Raw genomic sequence first — 24,710 nt, forward strand, 5'->3', positions numbered from 1 at the left:
TTTTTTTTCGAAAGAATCAATGGTTTCTTTTTTTGCTAGCGGCAGGCATGTTACAACTGAACCTATGTGACGACTTTTACTTCAAGCAGAAACACTACTGAAGGAGAATGCCGTGCTCAAACCCTGCCTTGCCCAACTTCTTATGGCTTCTGGTTACACCACCTTTACCCCAGAACTGATCCGCCGCGCCTCGGCATCGCTGTACGGCAATATAGGTGCCGGACTCGACTGTCGCGACTGGGACACCATCATGGCCTCAGACAATCCTCTGCAAGCCTCAGAAGATGCCCTTATCGCAATATATCAAGGAAGTAGTTGCTTGCTCGACAATGCCGATCATCTACAGGATAAAGGCTACAGCGCCAATATGATCGAGTGGACAATACGCCAGCTGCACCAACGCTTGGGGGTAAAAATTATGGGACAGGCACTTTGTACTTGACCTGTGTTTTGCCTTGGGGTAGGGTGGTGGTGTAGTCAGGGTCGCCAGGTTTTGTGTGGTCGACGTAAATCCCCTTTATGCTATCCCAAAGCCCTCATCACCCTTCAATCGGTGGTGGGGTTTTTTCATTCCCCAAACCCATCAACTTAAGCCTCTCTCGGTTACGACCCTGAGGGGCTTTTCTCGTGAAAGGAGCCCCTATGCGTGAGTATCACTGTGTCAACGACCTGCTCGACCTCTCGGAAGAGGCCCCCGTCCTCTGGCGGGAAATGTACGGGTATATGCAGGTGTGCCTGTATGAAGATGACGAAGTTGACCTGCGATTCCTGATGGCCACCGAAGACGACCTGCCCGCGATTTAAGCTCTGGGCACCCCCGAAGAAACCGGCATCCTGGCCGTATCACGCGAAGACGCGCAGAAGGGCTCAGAGCAGCGCTAATGTCAGGATGTGCTAGACACGATCACACTTGCTTTTTCGTATCCTCAAGGCTACAATAAGCCCATGTACCAGATCACTGAAACCGAAGAATTCAGTCAATGGTTGCGTGGGCTGAAAGATGCCGAAACGCGGCTGCGGCTGATTAAACGTCTACGCAGAGCCAGCCTGGGTAATCTGGGTGACGTGCGATCCGTAGGTGATGGCATATTCGAGATGCGTGAATTCTTCGGGCCAGGCTGGCGCATGTATTACCTGCAGAAAGACCGGATGCTGGTTCTCATGCTTGGAGGTGGTGAGAAATCAACCCAGTCACGAGACATCCAGCGCGTAAAGGTTCTGGCACGGGAGGTATTGGATGAAAACGAAAGCTAAAACAACGCTCAGACCCTTCGATGCAGCAAATTACCTGCAAACAGAAGAAGACATCGCCATGTACTTGGATACCGTCCTGGAAGATGACGATCCAGCACTGCTGGCTGCTGCCCTTGGAGATATTGCCAGAGCCCGAGGGATGACTTCTTTGGCGCAGGCCACCGGATTGTCACGCGAGAGTCTATACAAAAGCCTTTCCGGCGAGCGTATCCCAACCACGGAAACCCTCTTCAAGGTGATTCACGCGCTGGGATTCAAGTTGTCGGTCTCTGTGCGGAACGCATCGTAGTCTGACGCTAAGCCATGATTGGCGGGATCGTCATTATGTTCGCGTTACCGGCGAACCGTATGTCCATGATCCTGTCAGATACATCGCGCCAAACTCACCTACCCAGGGTAAAATTATAGGACAGGCACTTTATTCTTGCCCTGTCGTTTGCCCTGGGGTAGTGTGGCGCTGTAATAGGGTGAGAAGGTCTTGTTGACATAATTTCTCTTTGTGCGTCAGTTAAATTGCTGTGATTCCTTCCGGGTGTTATGCTGAGAAAGTTGGAGTGTACAGATTCTGGAGGGCGAATGCCGACGATCAGTATGTTTTATGGAATAGTCATTTGCCTCTACTTTTTTGATGATGAGAGGTACAAGCTTCCGCATATTCACGCAAAGTTTCAGGGTCAGGAAGCCTCCTTTTCAATTCTTGATGGTTCTCTTCTTGCTGGTGAAATACCTCAAACAAAAAGTAAGTTGGTTCAGGCTTGGATAGAAATACACCGTGATTCCCTGTTGGCCAACTGGGAGTTGGCCGTTAATGGACTTCCGCCTTATTCGATCGAGCCATTGCGTTAGGAGGATGTATGGAATCCGTAATTCGTGTAAATGCAAAAGAGAATTATTGTCTGGAGCTCTGGTTTGATACGGGTGAGCATCGACTGTTTGATGTAAAGCCTTACCTTGGGCGAGGGGTGTTTACACGGCTTCAAGATGTTCATTTGTTCGAACGGGCATTTGTGGCTATGGATACGGTTTGCTGGCCGGGTGATCTCGATATAGCCCCGGAGACTCTGTACGACCGTTCCGTGCCCATCTCCGACGTAAACGGCGTGTGTCCCACACCCGCTCATGCAGAAAACGCCTGATCATGGCCCAGCCCCGTTACGCCCAGCTCGATCTCAATGAAACGCCCTGGTATCACGTCGTTTCCCGCTGCGTGCGCCGTGCCTATTTGTGTGGTGTTGATCAGATTACCGGCCAGAGCTACGAACATCGCCGCGACTGGCTGGAACGCCGCATTCAGCAGTTGGCGGCGATCTTCACTATTGATATCGCCTCTTACGCCATCATGCACAACCATTACCACATTGTTGTGCGTGTGGATAATGAGCGGGTTGCCGATCTATCCACCGAAGAGGTGATCCAGCGCTGGTCGCAGCTTTATGCCGGCCCGTTGATTGTTCGTCGCTATCTGTCCGATCAACGTGAGCAGATGAGTCAGGGGGAGCTGCTGCAGGTGGATAAGTTGGCCGATGGTTATCGACAGCGGCTTTGCGATCTGTCTTGGTTTATGAAAAACCTCAATGAGTTTATCTCCCGCAAGGCCAACGCCGAAGAGAATGTCAAAGGTCATTTCTGGGAAAGCCGCTATAAGTGTCAGGCGTTGCTCGACGAACCGGCCCTGCTGGCCGCCATGGCTTATGTTGACCTCAACCCCGTGCGTGCCGCCATGAGCGATACCCCGGAAACCAGCGACCATACGGCCATCAAGCGCCGGCTGGAGGAGAGTCACAACCTCACGCAGGAACCAGCGAAACAATCGGCTACCCAGACCGATCTCGATATTCTCAATTTGCCCGAAGCTCCTTTGCTTCCCTTTGACCCGACGGAAACCTTCACGACCGGCATCCCTTTTGCTTTTTCGGACTATTTGGAACTGATCGACATCGTTGGTCGCGCCGTTCACCCGAACAAGCGCGGATTTATCCCTGACAAAACTCCTGCCATTTTGCACCGGCTAAACATCAGCACCGAGGCCTTTATCCTGAACGCCGACCAGTTTTTGCATCGTTTCGGCGCCGCAGTCGGCCATCCGAGCAAGTTGACCGACCTGGCCGCTGCCCGCAACGTCCGTTATCTGCGGGGCATGGCCAAGTCGAAAGCGCTGTTTACTACGGCCGCGGCCTGATAGACCCCATAGCAAAGAACAACGACACGATCTGGAATTGTCCGCCGGATTTTCTCGTCACGCCGTTGACGAGATCGGCTTCCATATCTCCTCCCTGTTGCCCGAACACCCTCCAGGCCATACCCAGGCTGCACCAGAAATAGATCGTTCACCACAGGCGCCTTTACAGCCCTCTGGGGCCTATGTCACGTTTCTTGCCCGGCATCAGCCCTTAAAAACCCCGCCGCCTCCTTGTTAAAAGAGACAAAGGGACACCGCAGCAGCGTCCTGTCGACTCTCTTCACTCCCAAGGAGGTCCACCCATGCCCCGACTCAACCTGCGCCAGGCCTTCGCCGACAATCCGCCACTACCTACCACCAGCGCCAAGACCGATTACTACGACACCCAGCTTACCGGCTTTCTTCTCGAAGTGCGCAAAAACGGCAAAGCCGCCTACTATCTGCGCTACCGCGACAAAGCCGGCCGTCAGCGCCAGACCCGACTCGGCGATCCCACCACCCTGACCCTCGATGAAGCCCGTGAACGTGCCCGTATTCTCAAAAGCAAGATCCTCATGGGCTTCGATGTCAAGGAACATGTTGAGAAGATCAAGCAGATCCCCACCTTCGCCGAGTTCGTCCGCAACCAGTACCTGCCCTACGCCCGCAACACCAAACGCACCTGGAACTACGACAAAGCCTGCATCGAAAACAAGATGCTGCGACTCTGGGGCCACCGGCCCCTGGATGACTTTAACCCCACCGACCTGCTGCAGTTCCAGAATCAGCTGCTGACGCAGAATCTCAAGCCCGGCACCGTCAACCGCATCATGGCCCTAGTCAAACACCTCTTTCACCTGGCCGAGCGCTGGCAGATCATCGACCAGGCCCCCACCAAAAACATCCCACCCTTAGCCGACAACGGCGCCCGCGAACGCTATCTCAGCGTGCAGGAACTCGATCAGCTCCTGGCCGCCCTCAAGCAGTGCCACAGCCCCATCGTGCCCGACATCATCCGCCTGCTGATCCTCACCGGCGCCAGACGCTCCGAAGTCACCCAGCTGCCCTGGAGCGAACTCGATCTGGACAAAGGTCTCTGGACCCTGCCCGCCGAACGCAACAAAAGCAAACGCCAAAAGGTGCTGCCCCTCTCCGGCGCCGCCCTAAAACTGCTCCGCTCCCGCCAGAACAACGGCAGCCCCTATGTCTTTCCCAACCCCGCCACCGGCAAGCCCCTCATCAGCATCCACGATACCTGGAACCGCATACGCATTCAGGCCAACCTGCCCGAACTGCGCATCCATGACCTGCGCCACAGCTTCGCCTCCTTCCTCGTCAACGCCGGTCACAGCCTCTACGAGATCCAGAAGCTCCTCGGCCATACCAGCATCACCACCACCCAGCGCTACGCCCACCTGGAGCAATCCACCCTCAAAACCGCCACCCAGACCATCGAAAAACTGCTCCGGATCGGCGGCAAATAGCTGTCATCCGGTCGGTATTTGATGGGTGAAAATCAAGGTCTAACGCAGCGAAATCCTTCAGCTTAGCCTGCGGTCGAGGCTTGTCATCCGGTCGGTATTTGCTGGGTGAAACCGCTTCTGGTGGGTGAAAAGATTTCAAAACCTCGAAAGGTCAAGCACTTACCAGGCAACCGGTGAAAGTGCGGTTGGTAGGTGATGGGTGGGTGACCTGCCAGGCTTGGACCGACAGCCAACCGATGCCGGCGGCAGGGGAGCGACACCGCCTGATACCGGTCCGCAGCCGCAAAAAGTGTCAACCAGTGACAACGCCGTGACAGCCATAGCCGCTTCGACACCTAAACTGCGCCTTAAGTATCCGTGCCGGTATTGCCATCGGTGACAACGACAGGGCACAGGATGGCACCGACCGCTACCAAGACGGTGCCGGAACCGATAACAGAAACCGCTTTCAAGACAGGAGATAGGACAATGACCCAGAGGATAACGACTGAAGAAACCCTGGTGACGCTGCGAGAGATTGCGGAGGAGCTGGGGGTTAACTACAAAACACTTCTGAGTTGCAAGGCCCGTTACGAGGCCTTCGTGCCGGGACAGGCATTAGGTCGACAGGCACGCTATCGTGCCGATCTAGTGGACTTCTTCCGGTTAATCTTTGCTCTGCAGGATGAGGGTTACCGGACGGATCAGATCATCGGATTACTAAAGCAGGGAACTGTGCGTGAAGAAGATCAGTTCGTCAAGGACTGGATCGAAGACTGGCGACAGCGGTTGAGGCTGACTGGCCCGCCGACTGGCCCACTGGCTGACGGACTGACTGACCCACTGACTGACCCACTGACTGACCCACTGACTGACCCACCGACTGACCCACCGACTGACCCACCGACTGACCCACTGGCTGACCCACTGGCTGACCCACTGGCTGACCCACTGGCTGGCCCACTGGCTGACGGACTGGCTGACGGACTGGCTGACGGACTGGCTGACGGACTGGCTGACCGCCAACTACATGACCTCATCTGCGCGACTGTAGCAGCCACCACACCCATCCTCACCGCCTTGGCCACCCACGCCAACCAGCTGCAGGAGTCCATTGCCCATCAGCAGGGACAGCTGACCCACCTGAACGACAGGCTCAGCCTGCTGGAACAGGAACTGGGCTTGGCTATCGATCCGGTACCGGCTCTGCCCGCCATCACAACCGCCAACTCCCTCGACCTTGCCAGGCTACTGCAACCCCTGCAGGATGTGACCCACGGCATCGAAGCCGACGAACAAGCGAGAGGCTTGCACCCTGAACAGGTCCAGAGTGGCCCGGCAGAGAACCCTGCCGGCAGCACAACTCCTGCAGGCAACGTCACAGAGCCGGCCACGGCCGATTCCGATCAGAGCCCTGCGCCGTCTTCTCCCCGCTACCCGCCTTCCAAAAGCCTCGCAGCCCAGCAGGTCAGCGAGCGCGTTGCCTCGGCCATCGACAGCCTGGTCAGCGTAAAAGCCGGCGTCACCAACGGTAAGCCCGACAAGCAAACCTTGCTGGAGTGGATCACACAGCAGCGGCAGCAGCATCCCAGCCTGAGCTACACCGCCATGGCCTCACTGCTGGACCAGGCGGATATCCCCACCCTGGGTGGCCGGCAAGGCTGGCACCGGGGCTCCGTCCGCAATCTGGTGGCCAAGGAACAACAACCCCGAACAGAGAGCGACTCGGCCCAGGAGCCGGAGTAAAAAAGCAGGGTAGGGCGGGCGATCGTCTGGCGGAGGATTGGCAGGGGGCTACGGAGAAGCCAGATAAAGACGAGAAGGCGCCAGTTACCGGGCGCCTTCTCGTGGCAGGGGTGGGAATGTTTTAGATGAAGCCGCGAAATCCCCAGATCAGCAGGGGCAGGGCAGGAGAGTCGATGAAAGAGACAGGTTAGAGGTTGCCGGCAGGTTATCTGCCGTTTAGGCCTTTTGCGAGACCCTGCCTATAAGATCGTCTAACAAAGAAGGTAAGTTTGAAAGTTGATCTACATTTCCAATGGCTTATTTAGTCAATCGCCATGTCTCTCCCCTGAATGGTCTGCGCTATTAAAAAATCCATAAATTTCAATTTTTCTCTTTTTTCCTTAACTGACCTCCTGAACCGAACCAATCGTTATGTAGGAGCATAGAGATGCCCTCTAGCGCACCTGTTTTTTCCTTTTACCCAGGAGGTTTTATGGAAATCTTTTTTTTCTCTTTTTTTTTCCTTAACTGATCTCCTGAACCGAACCAAGGTTTGTATAGGAGCAGAGAGATGTTCTCTAGCGCACCTGTTTTTTCCCTTTTACTCAGGAGGTTTTATGGAAATCACCAGCATCACCACCCTCTCAGTCACCCAGTTACAGTCGCGTCTAGCTCAGACCCTGCGCTGGGCTTCCAGGACCAGGCAGGCCATTCTGTTGACCCATTGGCATCAGCCGACGCATGTAATTCTGCCATTGGCGCACCTGCCCGCGTCGATCAGACAGCTGCTTGAGCAGTTGCCGCAGGAGGCTGACGAGATGGCGCAGGAAACGCTTTGCCCGATGGGAGGCTGTGGCAACGGTCTGCATACGGCGCATCGGGGTGCCTTATGATGTCGCCGCTAGCTGCGAATGATCCAGCTCATTGCCGACAGGCAACCAAGCCAGAGATTGAGCTTTTGACAGATTTGGAAAATCCCGAGGTCTGTGCGGCTCAGTGCGACGACAGATGCGCATCGGCGGCGGCGAGGTGTTCTCCCCTCCCAAGCCAGGAGATTCGCCATCAGATTTTTCTGTTGGCCTGCCGGTGCGGCGCCCTTGAACCTCAGGACGATCCGGACCGGATGATCGACACCATCGCCTGGCTGTACCAGGATCTGGCGCCGAAGGGGGCCATGCAGACGCTTTTGGCTTCGCAGATTATCGCGACCTATCTGGTTCTGATGCGCCAACTGCATAAAACCACGCAGGAGGCGTCACTGGCGGCGAACAATATGCGCGTCAATATGGCCACCAAGCTGATGCGGGCGTTGAATTTACAGCTGGGACTACTGGCGACGCTTCAGGGCGTGAAGATGCAGAGCATCAAGGTGGAGCATCTGAATGTGTCGGGTAATTCGGTGATCGGCATTGGTGGCCGGGTGGACCAGGGGAGGTCGTCGCAATGAGGTCTTATACGGAGAAACAAGCCCATGCGCTCGATCTGGCGCGGACAACGCCGCGCTGTGGGGCCAAGACGCGACGGGGCAAACCCTGCCAGGCGCCCTGTGTTGCCAAGCCGGAAGGTGGGTACAAGTCACGTTGCCGCATGCACGGCGGGGCGGCGGGGTCCGGAGCGCCCAAGGGCAACCAAAATGCGCTGAAACACGGCTTTTATACGGCCAAGGCCAAACAGCAGCGGCTCCTGATACGCCGGTTTTTCAAGGAGTTGCAAACATCCACTACGGTGTCCGACGAGGTGCTCTTCTCCCTTGTGGACGCTCTTTCCCCAGGAGATTTAACCACATGACCAGCTATGACGCAAACCATCCCATCTATGACGAGGCCACCTGCACCGGAGAAAGGGGCTCACAGGAGGTCGCGCCAGCGAAATACGCCGCAGAGCAGCCTGAGCCGCAGCTTTCAGGGCAGTCTCAAATACCGGAAGGCGCGGACCCGCCTCTGTGCGGCGGCTGCCCGGACTATTGCTATCTCTCGGCTCCCGACAGTGATCCGGAGAATCCGCCACCGGGTTATGCGCCCTGCCTGCACGCCTATGACAACGATCCCTGGCTGGGCCTGGATACCGAGTGTGACTTTGATCCGGAGGAAGACGAAATGGATCTTGCCATGGCGTCAGAAATCGCCGAACGAGAGGACTTTGACTGGACGCATTATCTGTAAACGGGGGCCGTGGCCCGATAGCAGCTGGCCGGAAAGTCAGCACGACCGGCCGTTTGATCTAAACCCGAACCTTGGACATGTCTCTTAAACCTCTTAAACAGAAAGGATTTTCATCATGGGCTATTCATACCCCGAGCACGCGAAACTTCTGCCCTTCTGCCAGGGCGCACCGAGATCTCCCCATCCGGACGCCTGGCTGGTGGGGATTACCCAGATTGCTCATCATTTAGGCACAAACACCCGCCAGGCCCGCAAAAAGATTGCCTGCGGCGAGGTCTTTGCCATCGAGGTAAACGGTGTTCTTTACGGCAACCGCACCTGGTGCCCGAACACCTGGTATGCCAGCTGTGCGGCGGACCCGAATGATCCGGGTTTTCCTCTCTCTCGTGCGGTGGCACCACCGAACCGGATACCCTGGCATTGGCGGTACTGACACCCAACAGGAAGGGTCTTCCGCCGTCTGGGGCGAGAAAGGGGGGTTGGATGGTGCCGATATGATCTGGGTATGACGTCGTACAGGGTAGGCAGGTGGGTAGAATCATCAAGGATTACATCTGTTTACAGCATTTATGCTAGTCACTAAGTGAACGGAGATAAACCGAATATGAAAAAGTCAAAAAAAGGTATGGGTTGCTCAGTTATCGAACAGCAGTTTTCTGATTCGGGATGTTTGAATGGGAACTCTGTTCAGGATCGGCGAAATCACAGTACACAAACTTAAAAATCGTGAGGGCTATCAGAGGCTATATCGTTGCTCCGGCCCGACCTGCTCGGCCTGCAAGGGAAAAGCTAAGCGGACGGTGGGTGAGATTCAGTTTTGTTACGACGTTGGCCGGCGTGGGATAGGCTACTTCGTCGTGGAGCAAAACTCCAAGCCCGGAAGCCTGTCCTACGAACTCGTGTTTCAAGGAAAACCCTGGCCAATCTTGCCTCAAAGGGGGCATCGGTTCCTGTCGCAATGCGTATTGGCAACAAAGTCGCTTACGATGTCGTCGAGTTGATCGATTGGCTACGTCAGCACCTTACTAACGAGAAGAAAGGAAATTAAGATGACTTTTAATATTGAGACGTTGGCCCTTCCGCAAGACTTTCAAAATATGTCTGGCGCGAAAAAACTATGGACCACAATCCCGGTGCGCAAACCCGGTAAAACAGAATTTTTCCGGGTCCTGGACGATGATGCCTATACCCTTCGGACTGCCATCATCGAATTGAAGGAAGAGAGCGAAACCTACCTTGTCGATGGTGCTCTTCTGAGTGACCTGTCAGAGTTTATCGTTCCGGTACAGGTTGTTGTCGCCCTCACACGGATGGGCTCATTGATGGTTTGGCCGCTTAAACTACCGCAGGAGCGGCACAATGCCTGGCACGCTACCGCGCTCCAAGCAGCCGAGCTCGCCAAGAAAAAATGGATCTGTATGCGGGCCAATATGTCTGCCGGCTGTTATGACATCCTGGAAGCAACTGCTGCCCTGCCGGAGCCGGAGTTCCCGACAGCGGAACTGTCTTTTGAGCGGATGCTGGAACTGGCCTTCGCGAACTATTACGTCAACAGCCTCAATCACCCGCTTATTCGGCGGCTGACCGGCCAAGTGTAGTATGGGACTGAATAATTACTCTAACATCTGGTGCCTGGACTTTGAGTTCCGGGCACCAGACGGAGAGCGCCCTGCGGTTCGCTGTCTGGTGGCCATTGAATATCATTCTGGGCAGACGATCAGACGCTGGTGCGATGAATTGGGTGAGACGCCACCGTTCCTGATCGATGAGTCGACCCTGATCGTTGCCTATTACGCCTCGGCTGAAATGGGCTGCTTCTTATCATTGGGGTGGGATCTGCCGCCAAATCTCCTCGATCTGTATGTCGAGTTCAGGCGGAAGCATAACGGACTTTTTCTCAAGGCCGGATCGGACCTTAACGGTGCGCTTATCCAATATGGCCTGAGTGTGATCCCGGATAAGCAGGAGATGCGCGAACTTGCCATGCGCGAAGGAGACGTTTACTCAGAGCAGGAAAAGTCTGACTTGGTCGCGTACTGTCAGGCTGATGTTGAAGCTCTCATCCACCTCCTTCCCAAGATGGAGGAGAGCATCGACTGGCCTCGGGCCTTAGTGCGCGGCAGCTATATGAAGGCCGTCGCGGTCATGGAGTACAATGGGGTGCCGATCGATACCGAAATCCTCGAACGACTCCGTGACCGCTGGAACGATATCCGGCAGGATTTGATTGCTGAAATCGACCAGGATTACGGCGTGTACGAAGGAAGCGTCTTCAAGGCCGACAGATTTGAACAGTGGCTGACGCAACAAGGGATCGCCTGGCCGCGACTTGAATCCGGTAAGCTTGATCTTAAAAGTGATACCTTCCGTGACATCGCAAAAGGTCACCCCGAACTTGAACCACTAAAAGAGCTGCGCTATTCCCTTTCAGAGCTGCGCCTGAATAAGTTGGCTGTGGGACGGGATGGCCGCAACCGTTGCCTGCTTTCTCCCTTCCGGGCAAAAACCAGCCGCAATCAACCCAGTAACAGCAAATTTATTTTCGGTCCTTCGGCCTGGTTGAGAGCGCTGATAAGGCCGGCCGTCGGCTATGGTCTTGCTTATATTGATTGGAGTCAGCAGGAGTTTGCCATCGCTGCGGTCCTAAGCGGCGACGCGGATATGCAGCAGGCGTATACCTCTGGCGATCCCTATCTGGAATTTGCAAAGCTCGCCGGGGCCGTTCCCCCAGAGGGAACCAAAGACAGCCATCCTAAGGAGCGCAAGCTTTTTAAGAACTGTATCTTAGGTGTCCAGTACGGCATGGGTCCCGAGTCTCTGGCCCAGCGTATCGGGGAGCCGGTGATTAAAGGCCGCGAGCTGATCCAACTCCATAAAGAGATATTTCCCGATTATTGGAAATGGTCACAGGCTGTTGTCGACTATGCCCTGACCAGCGGAACTCTCTTCTCGACCCTGGGCTGGTCACTATCCATCAATAGTCAAGCAAATCCTCGATCCCTGGCAAACTGGCCCGTCCAGACCAATGGAGCCGAAATCCTGCGATTGGCGGTGATTCTCATCGTCGAGACTGGGATCGCGGTCTGCTGCCCTGTCCATGACGCGATCCTGATCGAAGCCCCACTGGAGCGGCTGGACGAAGATATCCGCACGGCCCAGCAGCTGATGCAACAAGCAGGGGAAATGATCCTTGGCGGGTTCAAGCTCCGCACGGACGTCGACCGTGTCTGTTATCCCGAGCGGTACATCGATGAGCGAGGGGAGAAGATGTGGGAAAAGATGATGAAATTGTTGAGTGCGTTCGACTCCGAATGACAGGGTATGCAGGCCTGCAATGCCAGGTATGCAGGCCTGCTTGACCCGGTCCCATTATATGAATAGTTATTAGAGTTAACAATATAAGACAGATGTCTCAGGAGGATTCCCGATGGGGAAGACGATGATTGTCGATGACATTGAATGTGAACAAGTTGAGTTTGGAACCAGAAAAAGGGAACCCCGACAATTGTATGCCACCATCCCCCTCGACTGGATCAAAGATTTACCAGGAGAAAGCAGGAAGGTCAAGCTCATCACAATTCTCTGGTGTTACAGCAGCTTAAAAGGTGGTGGGTGGTTCTCCTGCGGGAATAAAGTGTGTGAACGGTATGGGATTTCGCCGAGCCAAAAATCTCGAATTCTGGCATCACTTGAAAAGTCAGGCCATCTCGAACTGAAGCTTAGCCCAGGGAAAGCCGTTCAAGTGAAACTCACTAAACCATTAGGGTGGAAGTAATTTGGCTTATATATAGCGGCGTCATTGGTGCGTTTTTTGGTAAAAGTGAACAGGACAATGTGCTCGTCTTAAGACGTACCTTCAGCGCCAGCCTGGGATTTGATTCCACCGACGAATGGATACTTATACCTATCGATGTGAGCGTACCTCCGGATGCGTGGAGTGAGCTCATGTCCCGATACTTTGAACTTTTACATGCCTTTATGGCTAAGAGGAGATATCTCATGTCCGTACAGAATTTAACCACCGCGTTTCTCTCCACCCTGGATTCCTGCCCAGCCGCAGCCGGCCGTATCGAATACTGTGATACCGAGCTGCCGGGCTTCTTTCTGGAGTATCGGACCAAAGGAAAGGGGACCTATTACTTCCGTTACCGCAATCGCGGCAGCAGAGCTCGCCAGATGCGCTTGGGGAAACTCGGCGAAATCTCTCTTGCAGACGCCCGTGCCAAGGCGTACCGGCTGCATCAGCAGGTCAGTGCCGGAGAGAATCCGCAGCACCAGGGTTCCGGCGAAATGCCCAGTCTGGCACAGTTTGTCCGGGAACATTACCTGCCTTACGCCAAAGACCACAAACGCAGCTGGTCCACCGATGAAACCCTGCTGCGCCTGCATCTGCTGCCGGTTTTCGGCGAAAAGCCCCTCGATCAGATCCAGCGACAGGAGATCGCTACTCTCCATCGGCGCCTGAAACAGCAAGGCTATGCTGCCGGAACCTGCAACCGGATTCTGGTGCTGCTGCGCTTTCTCTTCAACTGTGCCCGACGCTGGGATATTTTGCCGGCAACGACCACCAATCCCTGTAGCGGCATTCCCGCCTTTGCCGATCGTGGTGCTCGCGAGCGCTACCTCAGTGATGCCGAGGTCAAACGGCTGCTGACCCAACTCGACAAAAGCCGCCATCAACAGGTCGCCCGCATCGTCAAACTGTTGCTCTACACCGGGGCTCGCCGCTCCGAGATCGTCAACGCCCGCTGGGAGTACATCGATCTGGAACAGCAGGTGCTGACCGTTCCTCTGTCCAAGTCCGGCAAGCCCCGGCATATCGCCCTGCCCGATGCCGCCGTCAAACTGCTGCGCGAGATCCCCCGCCAGGCCGATGTGCCTTGGGTCTTCCACAACCCCAAAACCGGCAAGCCGCTTGTCTCCTTCTACTGCGCCTGGAATAGCCTGCGCAAGGCCGCAGCCATTCCCGATGTGCGCCTGCACGATCTGCGTCATTCCTTTGCCAGTTTTCTGGTGCGCTCCGGCCGCTCCCTCTACGAGGTGCAGAAACTGCTGGGCCACTATGACCCGAAGGTCACCATGCGTTATGCCCATCTCTCCCCCCGTTCCCTGGTGGACGCCGCCAACATCGCGGCCCAGATCATCGGCGGGTAGGGTGGTGACTGCCGCTATCCTGACCCCATCTACGGCAACACCCCTTGCCTGCGGCCTTCTCATCGGGTTCTGTCACGGCCGAAGAGAGAGCGGCCCAAGAGATCCTCCGCAGGACCAGAGCCCCTGACAAACAACCAGCAAGGCAACGCCGGGGACTCTGGTCATCGGTTCCTCTGGGTCGAAGGATGCGGGGAGCGGCTGCAGCGCCGTTTTAGCCCGTCCGGCCCAAGGCGGGGTTCAGCAGAAATCCCTCCAGCAGACCAAACAGCGCCGCTGGCAAATCGTCAACCCGGTCAATCACGCAGTGCTTTGGCCAGAGCCGTTTCACCGCGTCGGTCTGCAGACCAATGGCGCCAATCTCAATGCCGTCGCGTTGCAGCCGCCGTGTCGCGGTACCCGCAGACTCCACATCGTCCGGGTATCCATCGGTGATCAGCAGAAGCAATTTGCGCGGCTGCGGCTGGCCCAACAGTGCTGCCCGGGCAAGCCACAGGCCCGTCGCGGTCGGGGTGCTGCCTGAGGCCCTGAACGCAAACCACGGCGCCTCAGGTCTCTCCCCGAAATCAGCCAGCAAGCGCAGACGGTCGTCTTCCCTGCCGGCAAAGACGGCCGAAGCGGCGCTCACCCCCGCCAGGTGGTACAGCGTCCGGTGCAGGGCGAAGGCACTGGCGTTGGCCACGGCGCTGAGGCTCTCTCCCTGCGGTGTTCGGGTCAACATGCTGCCCGAGCCATCGATCAGCACAAACACAGCGGTGTTGAGCGCGCTGACCTCCTCCTTCTTCCGAAAAATACGTGGGTCACCCAGGGACAGGCGAACCAGCCGCCGGGTATCCATCCGCCGACCCGACTTTGCCGCACTCTGGGCACGGCGCTGCTGAGCCTGCAGCAGGGTCAGCAACCTCGACCGCAGGCGCGAACAGACCCGTAAGGCTTGCGCTTCATCCACCGGCTTGACAAAGGGTTCCGGCCCACTGACCCGTTCCGCTGCCGGCAGTAGGGGAATCACGGCACAGAGCTTCTGAGGCGTTCGTGCCGAGAGATCATTCAGATCTTGCAACAGCGCGGCGCTGCGATCCCCGTAGCCACCCGGACGACCACTGCCGCCGACAAGCATCTGCTCCAGCTCTTCAGGGCCTAAAGTCGACCGCTGCAAATGGGCCTCCCCGTCAGAACACTGACAATCTGCAGCCTGCTGTCCGCCGGGAGAGGGACTCCCGTCAAGAGTTTTGAAGATGGGCGAGGGCTGGGCCGCCGCTGACGCGCCGGCGAACTCTGTCTGGGAGACCTCTTTTGCTGCAGACGAAGGCGGTAACTCACCCGCCGCCGTTTCCTGCGGCTTCTCCTGCGCCACCTGCTTGAGGCGCTCAAGAATCCGCTCGGCCAGCGACCGGGCCTCTTGGGTCGATGTCAGGGCGGCAAAACCCGGCTGCAGCAAAGACTCAAGATCGACCATAAAGGCCTGGCCCAGCTCCTGCTCCAGCAGGGTGCGGCAGCGATCCTTTAGCGGCGTCACCCCGGGGTAGAGCAGGATTTCTCCATAGCCGTAGGTCAGAACCCAGCCGAGCAGGGCCGTTGCTTTATCCCTGGGCAGCAGATCGTCTTTGGCAAGATAATGACGGGTTACCGCCTCCAGGTCATAGCGGGTCCCGGGCCGCTCCTTCAAGGTCAAGGCCTCGACCCGCACATCCTCGATAATGTTGGTCAGTTCACCCACCAGGCCGGCAGGACACTCCCCCCGGGTGTATTTCTTGTGCGCCACCTCGTGAAACACCAGGCCCGTCATCAGCATCCGGCCAAGGGGCGTGGTCGGCATCCGGGCGATGTTGATGCGGCGGCCATCACTACTGCAGTAGGAAGTCTCACCACTCACGGTGAGGGTGAGATCGGTATCCTTCCCCAGGGTCCGGGCCAGCCCGGCCAGTTCGGTATCGCGAAGCATAAGCGTATCCTTTCAGGGTAGCGGCGCATCCAGCGCCAGGATTGAAGGTTGGGGAGTAAGGGAGGTTAAAAACGGTTGCCGGGGCCGGCTGAGCTGCCGAGCCTCATGGCAAGCACAAAAAAAGCCCCGCAACCAGCAGGCTGCGGTGGCAGCGAACGGGTGCGGGGCTTCAGAGGTCGTTTAGGGTCAGAGCAGAGCAGGGCGGGGCGGTCTTAAGCCCTTTGCCGCCTGAGGGTGTTAGGTGCGCGACAAGAACTCCCCGGCGTTCGAGGCCGGTTCCACAGCTTCCCAAGCAAAACCTGTAACATTTCGGCTGGCCGAATCAAAATCAATGCCGATCAGGAGAATCTTTTTCCCCTCGGCCAAGTATTTTTGCTGGTAGTTGCGCTCCTTGATCTGCGCGAGCGCATCACCACTGCCGTCAACCTTGAACTCCAGAATGTAGATGACGTCGCTCAAATGGATGGTCAGGTCAATGCGGCCGGTGCTGGTAACATCTTCGGCGACAAGATCGAGGCCCAAGCTGGCCAGATAGGCGTAGATGACGCTGGCGTAATAACCCTCGTAGCTGCCGATGGTGTTGTTGACGTAGTTGTTGTAGGGAATCGCAGCGAACAGGGAGGTAAGGGTCTGTTTGAATCTAACAATCTCTTGTTTTTTAAGATCTGTTAAGAGCTGATTCTTGATCGGTAGAACGTTGCTGTTGCCGGTAAGATAGCTGACGACCACATTATTGAAGGTGATGATAACTTCTCGGTTTGGAAATCCCAAAGAATAAGTCATGCCAAAATCAGTTTGTCTTGCCGCCTTGACAGTCAAGTACCCCGCTTGAAACAAAATCGGCTCCAGCTGGATGTTATCGATATCATAACTGTCGATCAGCTCCTCACTTACGTCAAGCTTGTCCAGTTGCGGAATATAGTAATTGTTCTGCTGAATCAGGGTAATCAGGAAGGTCGGCGTGCCGGTGGCAAACCAGTAGTTTTTGAATTGCTGGCCATTGTCAATAAACAGCAGAATGTCAAAGGGGTTGTAAACGGGTTCACCGAGAAAATTATAGCCGTTATACCAGCGGCGAACCTCGTCCCGGTCAGCCCCTTCTAGGTGCGCAGCGAAGGTGGTATCCAGATCCCGTTCGGTGTAACCGCAAATAGTGGCGTAGGTTGGATTCAGGCTGATATCCTTGAGGTTGTTCAGGCCGCTGAAGACCGACATCTTGCTGAACTTGCTCACCCCGGTGAGCAGCGTGAACCGGATATAGGCATCGCTGCTCTTGATGATCGAATAAAGATCGCGCAACACGTCACGGCCCTGCCGCGCGACCTCGATCTGATCCAGGTTATCGACAATGAACTTGTCGTATTCATCGACCAGGATGACGACTTTCTGGCCATATTTCTGGTAAGTATTCCAGATCAGCTGTTTGAAGCAGCCCCCCAGGTTGCGGGAGTTGTCACAGGTGACTCCCAGCCGCTGCTGATTAAAGGTGAGCAGATCGCTGACGTCCTCCTGCATATCCTCTAGACTGCGCGCGACTCCGCTGAAGTCCAAAGCGATCACCGGGTAAACCGTATCCCAGTCCCACTTGTCCTCAATAGACAGCCCCTTGAAGAATTCCCGGCGCCCCTCGAACAGAGCCTGCAGGGTCGAGACCAGCAGGCTCTTGCCAAAGCGGCGCGGCCGGGCAAGAAAGTAGTATTTACCTTCAGTGACCAGCCGATGGAGTAGCGGAGTCTTATCCACATAGGCATAGCCCTCCGAGCGGATTTCACTGAAGGTCTGAATACCGATGGGCAGTTTTGCCAGTTTCGTCATGGATTTTCTCCTGGATTTTCTTCTGACAGTCCCCGATTGATGGCGCCGCAAAGGTTTTCCTCTAAAAATCCCATTGCAAAGCCGTGGCCGGTTGGCGGGGATTTTGCGTCCCAGAGGCAGCTAGTGTCACCGTACAAGTATTCATTATATCACCGGAGTCGCCAAAGCCCAAGGGATCCTCTTCCTCAATCTGCTGATCCACCGGCAAACCCATCCGCATCAGTTGGCGGCTGAGCAGGCCCGCCAGCAGATTGAGATCGTTTCCGGCGATGGGACCCGAACTGGGCAGGTGACTGAGGCTCTCGTCGATGCTGTTTATCAGAGGGGGTATCTGTTGATCCAGAAACGCCAGAGCCGAAAGCTTCTCCCGCATGGCTACAAGTGGCCGCAGAGCCTTGCGGGTGATACTCCCCTTGCCGGCGTAAGAGGCAGCAAAAGCCGTCCGGGCCATCAGCCGGATTTCATGGCAGAGCTGGCCGTAAAGCCCCTGAGTCTGTTCCTGCAGAGGATCACTCTCCGGCAGGGCTTGCGACGGTTGAATGGCCACCGGAGTAAAGCCGAACTGCAGCGCCTTGTCCACCGTCGTCACAGAATCGATGGCGGCCCGGATGATCGGTGCCCATTGTGGCGGGTTGGCATCAATCCAGGAGTTGACCTGCGCATCATACTGCTGCAGCAGCTGAGACTTGGCCGCTTGAAAATCCGTTTGCAGCGCAATCAGACGCTGCTCGACCTCCGCTGCCTTGTCGGTCGGTACTGCGTACCCGCCCAGAAAGCGTACTCCGGTGGCCAGCAGAATCTTCTCCGCCTCGCGTTTCATGGCCTGAAAGGGCGCGAGCGCCTCGCTGCTAATGATTTTCTTGCTGCCGAGCGAGGCCAGAGTTCCCGGCGGCAGCTGGTGGGTATCGATACCGTTAAGCGCCAGATCCTCTTCTTTGAGTTTCTTGCGACCCGTCCACAGCCGGATATCGAGGATGAACAGAACAATCTCTTCCAGAACCGTCAGTTTCATGGTGATTCTCCTTTCCAGGTAGCATGAGTGCTCAAGTGCTGAGGGTGGGTGTTGCCTAGAAATCCCAGGTAAGGGAGTGCTGGCGCGAGGGTGTGATGTGAATCGGGTCAGAGTCGGTAACGGCCGTCAGGGGTTGTGCTGCGTCCTCGGCCCTGGCGGTGGCATCTTCAGCCGATCGCCGGGATTGCCAGCCGTCAGGAGCCTGATAGGTATCCAGGATCCGATAGCCCTTGGTCAGCTTCTGCTTGACCAGATCCCGCAAGTCGCGATGGTTGCCGCGTTCTTGCCGATGCTGGTTCACCTGGCCCGTCTTGCCCCAGTAACGGTGAAAGGTTCCATCCTGGGTCAGGCAGCCCACCCAGTCCTTGCCGCCAGAGCGTGACGGCGAGCGCAGATGAAAGCCGATCAGGGTGTCGGGCGGAAGCGGAGGGCTCATGACGGGTCTCCCGCAGGCGGAGCCAGCTCGGGCGCCGGAATGTTGAAGTGGGTCTGGATCAGTTTATGAAGCATGGCGCGCACATGCTCATCGACCCCGTGACCGAACGCCTTATCGAAGGCATGATAGACCACCGGCACATCCGTCCGCTGGGCTCCCAACAGCAGTTTGCGGCCCCAGCGTTTGAGATCCCGGATCGAGATGGGGCCGGGACAACTGCCCTGCCGATAACTGGTGCGGATATCGGCAGCCACCTTGACCATGGCGCTGATGACCTTCTCATCCAGCTGGGGCAGGGCGCCGGACAGGATCTGCTCTTCGATCTTGGCTGCGGGATAGTCCAGGCTCCACTTTTCAAAGCGATTGAGGGTGGCCAGATTAAAGACACTGGTGGCCGCGTAGATATCACCTCCTTGACCATCGCCCCGGGTGTTGGCGGTAGCCGCCATCAAAATCCGGTTCGCCGGAGTGATGACCGTGCCGTCATCCAGAGTCACCGGCGCCTTTTCCAGCAGCCGATGACAGGCCATCATCACCTCCGGATTGTAACCATCGATCTCATCAAAGAGGAGGGCATAGCCCCGGGCATAGGCTTCCAGCAGGGGACCTGGGGTAAAGACCGTATTGCCATTCACCAGCTGAACCCGGCCCAGGATATCGTCCGGTTCGGTACTCTTCTTCGCACTGACGATCACCGTCGGCATGTGCAGCTTGGCGAACAGCTGTTTTAAGGCTTCGGTCTTGCCGCAGCCTGTCGGACCGGAAACCCACAGCGGCTCCGGCTCTGGATCGCACAGCCATTCGATGCAATCCTTTGCCAGTTCCGGGCTCCAGACATAGGTTTCCAGGGCTTGGGGGACTAGGGGATGACCCGGCTTGAAACCGGGCAGAGGCATTTGACTGGCAAAGCCGAAGATCTCCTGCACGCTGTAGGTTGTCGCTAGTGGCTCAGGTGCGCTGAAAAGATGGGTGAGGGATGGATGTGTCGGGTTCTTCATCGAAAGTCTCCTCCAGTTCGGGGTCAGATGGGCAAGGCAGACCAGCAGCCGGATCCCTGGTTTTTGATCGGATCCGGCGGCCGGGTTTAGGGCGAAGCACAATCGGACAGATTCTTGACGGGCTTAGGGCGCTCTTAGCTCATCAGCCAGCCAAGCGCCTGACGGCCATACTTGTAGGTACCGTAGCCCACTCCCGCACCAACAGCGGCCACCGCCGCCGCGACGCCGTAAGCCAGGGTACAGGCCGGGTCACCCTGGGCGTTCATCATTACTTTCTGGCCGACTTCCAGGGCCACCTGGATCACATCCTTCTCGGTACTCATGGGCGTATTCCTTTCCTGCGGTTTTGGGTTGCGTGGGATGGTGGATACAAAAAAACCCCGTCATCTGCTCTCGTGCGATGCGGGGGGGTTGGCGTGCTTTTTTGAAAAGGTTCCTGTATTTAAATGCCCGGAACGATGAGGCTGTCGTTCGGTCGCTTGTTTTACCAGTTCCGGCACTGCTGCTGATACGGACAGCCACTGCAATGCCATCCCGCACAGGGCAGAAACGCCTCTGCCGCGATGCCGGATAAGACGGCATGGGCCATACGGATAAAGCGTCGGGTGTCCGCCGGCGTTCTGAGGGTTAAGAGCCGCTCGACTTTGGGCGTTTTGAGCTTGCGGATGACGTTGTAGCAGCAGTGCAGGGTCTCATCCGGTTTCAGGTAGCCGTTGTGCCTGAGCAGCAGCGCATAAGCGCTCAGCTGCAGATCCTGATCGATGGATTCCTGAGACGGGGAATTCTTGGCGGTTTTATGATCCACCGCCAACAAACGGCCCAGCTGATCCCGCAACAACAGATCCACAGCCCCCACCAGATGAAACTCCGTCAAGTCGCCATCGGGCGTGGTCAGTGGCAGACTCAAGGGCAGTTCGGTGGCAACGACTTCCATGCCGCAAAAGCCGGGATCCTCCAGATACGCCCGGAGCAACTGTTCTCCCCAGGCCAGCAGCTCCGCAGGACTGGTTGCTTCATTGCTGTAGAGAATGGGCGCGCGAGGGATCGCCAGCTCGGAGCTTAAGGTCTCCCGATAAAACGCCAGCACCGCGTCTAGCGGCTCTGCGGCACCCTTCATCCGGAAGGCCTCATAGTAGTGCGCCAAGGCGGCATGGATGCTGCTGCCGAGAATCAGGGCACTGCTGGTGTGCTCTGGCGGATAGCCCTTGACGTACTGAAAAAAGTAGCGCAGAGAGCAGGTCAGATAGGTGTTGACCTGGCTGTAGCTGAGATGCAGGTGATGACGTAACACCCTTAAGGAGGGGGCAGGGCTCATAAGTGAACCTCCTTTCACGCGGCCTTGACCTGGCCGGAAAACAACGCTTCGATCAGTCTGGAGGCATCGGCTTTATTCAAAAAATCAACCATGCGGCCATACACCTGCTGACAGTGCCGGGTGATATCGGCAGGGCTCAAGCCGGCCTCCGCTGCCAGCTTCAGAATCAGCGCCTTCTGCTTGGCGGTCAGGCGAGAACCGGAATTTACGGCAACGGGCGGCGAAAGCGGACCTGATGGTGAAGACGGATGTGGCGGTGATGGTTCCGCAGGCTGGATACGCGGCGGAGACTGCCTCTGCGACTGAGGCAGGGAATCCTCCGCTGCCTCAGTCGGGTACAGGTTCACCCCCACGCCCAGAAGGGTGGCGGCCTTCTTCAGGCCATCGGTACAGGCGGCCTTGACATTGCTGCCCAAATCGACGATCTCACCGCTATCTTTTTGACGGGTGATCTGACTGGAGCCGTAACCCTCCTTGACGATTCCAGCGGTACTGACGCGCACATGGGCAAGGACTTCCCCGGCGGTGGCGTTGATCTCGACCGAGAGAATCTCAAAGCTCCAGGCGTGGTGAAAGGCCTGGTTAAGACGCTCGACCACCGCACTGCCTTCGACATAACTTAGGGTTGCTCCGAAGCTGCCCGGCCGCTGCCTGATCTGATCCTTTCTGAAGGGCGTTGTAAGGGTCTTTCTGGTTTCGTCATCCATGGATGAACCTCCTTTGTTGATGTGGGTCGGCGCTGAAATGGCGAAAACACCCTGAGAGTTCAGGGCACAAAAAAGCCGGGATTTCCTGGTAGAGGGAATGACCGGCAGCGAGATCTTAGGAACTGGTGGCCTGACCCAGGCCGGATTACACGGCAATCTCAGATTGGCCAGTTACTTTCTTTTAACAAGAGTGAGGGGGGATTTTTTTTTAGGATGCCGAGTTGGACCAAGGGCCAGGCAGAGGCAACAGAAAAGCCGCTACCTCTCAGATGGGAGGTAACGGCCTGTAATGGGGTGAGAGGGTAGGGTTTTTGCTCACTTACGAGCAGAGGTTAATTCTTCAGTTCCACCACCTCTTCGGCTGTCTTGGCGTCGAAGATATTGTCGGTAAATCGCGCCAACTCCTCCACTGTAGCTTCCGAGATGCGCTGTTCAACATGCGGTGGGACAGAGCCGAAACGACGTAGAATCAGACTGGTCAGGGTCCTGGCCTGGCCTTGCCGTTTACCTTCTTCCCGGCCTTCTTCCCGGCCTTCTTCCCGGCCTTCCTGCCGACCTTCCTGCCGACCTTCCTGCCGGCCTTCTTCCCGGCCTTTTATAACCCCCCGTTCGATTCCTTGCTTAATCCCTCGCTCGACGCCTTGCTCAATCCATTTCTGTGCTAATGTCGGCATAAGTTCCTCCAGAGTGTTGCTGGCTGCCAAACTGATTTCGATCGTCTTTTCATCCACATGGTCATTGCAGTGGATGGCGTAATGCAAATAGGTTTCGATCTTTTGCAGGGTGGTCTGATGGCTATACCCGGCCCGGAGAAGCATGACCGTAATCTGGGGCAGGGTGTCGACCAGGCTGTGCTTGCGGATGTGGTACAGGATCTCCAGAAACGCCCTGACCTCCAGGCTCAGCTCCAGACGCTGCCGATCCATCTTGGCGACGTCCCACAGGACATAGTCAAACTGCGGAGTGTAGGGCCGCATCACCTCCGGCACGGGAAGATCCAGCAGATCGATCAGGTCGCGTCGTTGCCAGCCTTCTTCCCCATGATACAGCACCAGCGGGATGATCGGGGGCAGTTTCTGCCGTGGGAACTGGCTGTGAAAGGCTTCCCACTGGGCCGCGATGTATTTGAGCAGCTGTAGGCTGCACCAGTCGTCGCTGGTGCTTTTGTGTTCAAACAGGGTGTAGATATAGGCTGAGCGGTCACTTTCTTTCAAGCGTACCCGAAAAACCATGTCGCTGTAACTGTTCTTCAACTCCGGGCTGATGTGGTGATCCGGCAGGCGCTCCATGGTTGAGAGATCAAGCAGCGCCACAATTGGCTCCGGCAGTTCATGCTGGAACAGATTGCGGGTGACGTTGAGATCATCCAGCACCCGGCAGACAAAGGTATCATGAGGGTTATGCAGGGAATTCTCCATGCTTGGTATTGTAGCCGTAAGCCCACTGGCCGGCAAATGGAAAAAACTTGGTCGCCGTTGCCTTGCCCTGCAACAGGTTCTCATATTCAGGTTTGCGCCCCCCCCCACCCGGCAACGCCAGGACAGCTCTAATTTGACATCCATGTCGGAAAATGGTCGGTAAAATCGACGGCCCACGAACAGCCCAAATCCGCATAGTCCCTGGTGGATCAGGCGAATTCACCGATGTGCATTGTGCCGGCGACTTGTTAAATGTCGGAAAATGTTCGGAAAAATAATATGGACCAGCGAAAGCGCCTGATAATCACCGGACAGGCATGGGCGAATTTTCACGCTCACTACAGGTGTGGACGTTGTCGGCGGTGCTTCGGCCAACCTTCTGGGCTCTGCTAACTCCTACGGCACCGATGGCGACGACACTGTCGTGGCGCTGATTGATACGGTCACCACGGCAAATTCGACGCTGAATCCGCTCGATGAAATCGACGCCGGCCTTGGTACCAACACCATGACCCTGAACGTGGTCGGTGATTTGGATGATGCTGCTGATTTCCCGGGTGGCGTAACCTTCGCCAACATCGACACGGTCAACGTGCGCGGCTCTGGCGCGTTGGGTGATGCTGCTGGCGAGTTTGACTTGTCCACGGTGCTCGGCACCGCAGGTGAGGTGAACATCACCTTGGCAACTGCGGTTGCCACCAAGGTGGCTGCAGCTACCGACCTGAACGTCTTGGGCGCCACCGATGCCATCATCATCGACGGCGGCAAGGACATTGAGGTGACCGACGCCACGGCTGACAAGAACATTTCCGTGGGCGATACCACGGAAAGCGCTGGCACGGTTTGGTTTTAGACAACGAATCCTCCCGCTTAACGGTTGTTACATCTCTAAAACCGAATAAGGCCATGCCTTTGCTCCGCAGTTATTACAACTGCTTCATCGCTACTACGCATGACTCCGCCACTGTGCTCCGCATTGGTACTCAGGCTCTTGCGGGGTCTCCGCTTGAACCGCTCCCTTAGCATCGAAGCGACAGCTTCCCAAGTTCCACTCCAGTGCCTGAAATAAGTTCACGCCATCTCTATGCCGGATGCCGCCAGACCAAAACTCAGGTTCCCGTCTGACTTGTCCCAAGGTAATGTCGAGCCCTCGG

The 24,710-nt window shown here is 56.5% G+C and carries 28 protein-coding genes; 19 read left to right on the forward strand and 9 right to left on the reverse strand.

Annotated elements, in window-relative coordinates:
- The first annotated feature begins 112 nt into the window (after positions 1-112).
- The 18 genes from RBR25_RS08205 (at position 113) to RBR25_RS08290 (ending at position 13,916) form a co-directional block, all read left to right on the forward strand.
- On the forward strand, positions 113-442 hold the full coding sequence (locus RBR25_RS08205; protein ID WP_432819065.1) for a hypothetical protein: 330 nt from the start codon (positions 113-115) through the stop codon (positions 440-442).
- Positions 443-642: 200 nt separating this feature from the next.
- Positions 643-804 carry a hypothetical protein gene (locus RBR25_RS08210; protein ID WP_432819066.1) on the forward strand — a complete coding sequence of 54 codons (162 nt, stop codon included), beginning with the start codon at positions 643-645 and terminating at the stop codon, positions 802-804.
- Between the two features lie 141 nt (positions 805-945).
- Positions 946-1,254 (forward strand): type II toxin-antitoxin system RelE/ParE family toxin, encoded by a 309-nt coding sequence (locus RBR25_RS08215; protein WP_432819067.1) that lies wholly within the window; start codon positions 946-948, stop codon positions 1,252-1,254.
- Positions 1,238-1,543, forward strand: coding sequence for an addiction module antidote protein (locus tag RBR25_RS08220; RefSeq protein WP_432819068.1), 306 nt, complete (start codon positions 1,238-1,240; stop codon positions 1,541-1,543). The genes RBR25_RS08215 and RBR25_RS08220 overlap by 17 nt, the downstream gene beginning before the upstream one ends.
- Before the next feature lie 287 nt (positions 1,544-1,830).
- Positions 1,831-2,100: a DUF4160 domain-containing protein gene (locus RBR25_RS08225; protein ID WP_432819069.1), complete on the forward strand. Its 270-nt coding sequence runs from the start codon at positions 1,831-1,833 to the stop codon at positions 2,098-2,100.
- Positions 2,101-2,108: 8 nt separating this feature from the next.
- Complete coding sequence (locus RBR25_RS08230; protein ID WP_432819070.1) at positions 2,109-2,390, forward strand: DUF2442 domain-containing protein; 282 nt, start codon at positions 2,109-2,111, stop codon at positions 2,388-2,390.
- A gap of 2 nt (positions 2,391-2,392) precedes the next feature.
- Positions 2,393-3,433 carry a transposase gene (locus RBR25_RS08235; protein WP_432819071.1) on the forward strand — a complete coding sequence of 347 codons (1,041 nt, stop codon included), beginning with the start codon at positions 2,393-2,395 and terminating at the stop codon, positions 3,431-3,433.
- Between the two features lie 302 nt (positions 3,434-3,735).
- Positions 3,736-4,896 (forward strand): tyrosine-type recombinase/integrase, encoded by a 1,161-nt coding sequence (locus tag RBR25_RS08240; protein WP_432819072.1) that lies wholly within the window; start codon positions 3,736-3,738, stop codon positions 4,894-4,896.
- Positions 4,897-5,364: 468 nt separating this feature from the next.
- Complete coding sequence (locus tag RBR25_RS08245) at positions 5,365-6,621, forward strand: MerR family transcriptional regulator (protein WP_432819073.1); 1,257 nt, start codon at positions 5,365-5,367, stop codon at positions 6,619-6,621.
- A gap of 596 nt (positions 6,622-7,217) precedes the next feature.
- Complete coding sequence (locus RBR25_RS08250; RefSeq protein ID WP_432819074.1) at positions 7,218-7,493, forward strand: hypothetical protein; 276 nt, start codon at positions 7,218-7,220, stop codon at positions 7,491-7,493.
- Positions 7,494-7,723: 230 nt separating this feature from the next.
- The gene (locus RBR25_RS08255) at positions 7,724-8,047 is read left to right on the forward strand and encodes a hypothetical protein (protein ID WP_432819075.1); all 324 of its coding nucleotides are present in this window, start codon (positions 7,724-7,726) and stop codon (positions 8,045-8,047) included.
- Positions 8,044-8,388, forward strand: coding sequence for an HGGxSTG domain-containing protein (locus RBR25_RS08260; RefSeq protein WP_432819076.1), 345 nt, complete (start codon positions 8,044-8,046; stop codon positions 8,386-8,388). Before RBR25_RS08255 ends, RBR25_RS08260 begins: the two co-directional genes overlap by 4 nt.
- On the forward strand, positions 8,385-8,762 hold the full coding sequence (locus RBR25_RS08265) for a hypothetical protein (RefSeq protein ID WP_432819077.1): 378 nt from the start codon (positions 8,385-8,387) through the stop codon (positions 8,760-8,762). The genes RBR25_RS08260 and RBR25_RS08265 overlap by 4 nt, the downstream gene beginning before the upstream one ends.
- Positions 8,763-8,877: 115 nt before the next feature.
- Entirely contained in the window at positions 8,878-9,195 is a 318-nt protein-coding gene (locus tag RBR25_RS08270; protein ID WP_432819078.1) for a hypothetical protein, read from the forward strand.
- Positions 9,196-9,811: 616 nt separating this feature from the next.
- Positions 9,812-10,360 carry a hypothetical protein gene (locus RBR25_RS08275; RefSeq protein ID WP_432819079.1) on the forward strand — a complete coding sequence of 183 codons (549 nt, stop codon included), beginning with the start codon at positions 9,812-9,814 and terminating at the stop codon, positions 10,358-10,360.
- Position 10,361: 1 nt separating this feature from the next.
- Positions 10,362-12,077, forward strand: a complete 1,716-nt coding sequence (locus RBR25_RS08280) for a DNA polymerase (protein WP_432819080.1) — start codon at positions 10,362-10,364, stop codon at positions 12,075-12,077.
- Between the two features lie 112 nt (positions 12,078-12,189).
- On the forward strand, positions 12,190-12,537 hold the full coding sequence (locus RBR25_RS08285) for a hypothetical protein (protein WP_432819081.1): 348 nt from the start codon (positions 12,190-12,192) through the stop codon (positions 12,535-12,537).
- Between the two features lie 224 nt (positions 12,538-12,761).
- Positions 12,762-13,916, forward strand: coding sequence for a tyrosine-type recombinase/integrase (locus tag RBR25_RS08290; protein ID WP_432819082.1), 1,155 nt, complete (start codon positions 12,762-12,764; stop codon positions 13,914-13,916).
- A gap of 211 nt (positions 13,917-14,127) precedes the next feature.
- Here the strand turns inward: RBR25_RS08290 and RBR25_RS08295 are convergent, their stop codons facing one another.
- From RBR25_RS08295 to RBR25_RS08335, 9 genes are all read right to left on the reverse strand, one after another.
- Positions 14,128-15,855, reverse strand: coding sequence for a hypothetical protein (locus RBR25_RS08295; protein ID WP_432819083.1), 1,728 nt, complete (start codon positions 15,853-15,855; stop codon positions 14,128-14,130).
- Positions 15,856-16,092: 237 nt separating this feature from the next.
- Positions 16,093-17,670 carry an ATP-binding protein gene (locus RBR25_RS08300; protein ID WP_432819084.1) on the reverse strand — a complete coding sequence of 526 codons (1,578 nt, stop codon included), beginning with the start codon at positions 17,668-17,670 and terminating at the stop codon, positions 16,093-16,095.
- 61 nt (positions 17,671-17,731) lie between these two features.
- A complete protein-coding gene (locus RBR25_RS08305) occupies positions 17,732-18,682 on the reverse strand; it encodes a DUF3150 domain-containing protein (RefSeq protein ID WP_432819085.1) in 951 nt (316 codons plus the stop codon).
- A gap of 55 nt (positions 18,683-18,737) precedes the next feature.
- Positions 18,738-19,118 carry a hypothetical protein gene (locus RBR25_RS08310; RefSeq protein WP_432819086.1) on the reverse strand — a complete coding sequence of 127 codons (381 nt, stop codon included), beginning with the start codon at positions 19,116-19,118 and terminating at the stop codon, positions 18,738-18,740.
- On the reverse strand, positions 19,115-20,116 hold the full coding sequence (locus tag RBR25_RS08315; protein WP_432819087.1) for an AAA family ATPase: 1,002 nt from the start codon (positions 20,114-20,116) through the stop codon (positions 19,115-19,117). Before RBR25_RS08315 ends, RBR25_RS08310 begins: the two co-directional genes overlap by 4 nt.
- A gap of 134 nt (positions 20,117-20,250) precedes the next feature.
- Positions 20,251-20,439, reverse strand: coding sequence for a hypothetical protein (locus tag RBR25_RS08320; RefSeq protein ID WP_432819088.1), 189 nt, complete (start codon positions 20,437-20,439; stop codon positions 20,251-20,253).
- A gap of 161 nt (positions 20,440-20,600) precedes the next feature.
- On the reverse strand, positions 20,601-21,431 hold the full coding sequence (locus RBR25_RS08325) for a RecB family exonuclease (protein WP_432819089.1): 831 nt from the start codon (positions 21,429-21,431) through the stop codon (positions 20,601-20,603).
- 14 nt (positions 21,432-21,445) lie between these two features.
- Positions 21,446-22,138: a Rad52/Rad22 family DNA repair protein gene (locus RBR25_RS08330; RefSeq protein WP_432819090.1), complete on the reverse strand. Its 693-nt coding sequence runs from the start codon at positions 22,136-22,138 to the stop codon at positions 21,446-21,448.
- A 332-nt stretch (positions 22,139-22,470) separates the two neighbouring features.
- On the reverse strand, positions 22,471-23,556 hold the full coding sequence (locus RBR25_RS08335; RefSeq protein WP_432819091.1) for an Rpn family recombination-promoting nuclease/putative transposase: 1,086 nt from the start codon (positions 23,554-23,556) through the stop codon (positions 22,471-22,473).
- A 346-nt stretch (positions 23,557-23,902) separates the two neighbouring features.
- Here RBR25_RS08335 and RBR25_RS08340 point away from each other — a divergent pair, with 346 nt between their 5' ends.
- On the forward strand, positions 23,903-24,409 hold the full coding sequence (locus RBR25_RS08340) for a hypothetical protein (protein WP_432819092.1): 507 nt from the start codon (positions 23,903-23,905) through the stop codon (positions 24,407-24,409).
- Positions 24,410-24,710 lie beyond the last annotated feature (301 nt).

Origin of the sequence: Trichloromonas sp. (genome assembly GCF_034006665.1) — a bacterium.
Classification (GTDB): domain Bacteria; phylum Desulfobacterota; class Desulfuromonadia; order Desulfuromonadales; family Trichloromonadaceae; genus Trichloromonas.